1 pseudogene is annotated in these 303 nt (G+C 38.0%); it reads right to left on the bottom strand.

What is annotated here, in order from left to right:
- Nucleotides 1–303 (bottom strand): annotated as a pseudogene (locus AACL61_RS04345) (IS3 family transposase); the annotation flags it as partial.

The raw sequence follows: 303 nt of genomic DNA on the forward strand, positions 1-303 counted from the left end.
CTTAGTTTATTTTCGAAAGCTAACTGTGTTGTCATCGCTAAGTAACCCAGTGTCCACTTATGCTTTTCCTCCAATTCTAGAATTGCTTCAAGTAGCTCTGATTGTTCAACTTTATAATTACTTGGCTTTCTATGAAGCCACTTGTAGTAAGCATCTCTAGTTATACCAGCGATCTGACACAAGACACTAATTGGCCAGTCATGTTCTTGACTCAATTCTTTGATAGCTTGTTGTTTGAAGAATCGTTCGCCTCCCGATTGCGTATTTCCATTACTTTTTTTGAGTAGGCATCTTCCATTTCTT

The organism is Limosilactobacillus reuteri subsp. porcinus (genome assembly GCF_036621895.1).
Lineage (GTDB): Bacteria > Bacillota > Bacilli > Lactobacillales > Lactobacillaceae > Limosilactobacillus > Limosilactobacillus reuteri_J.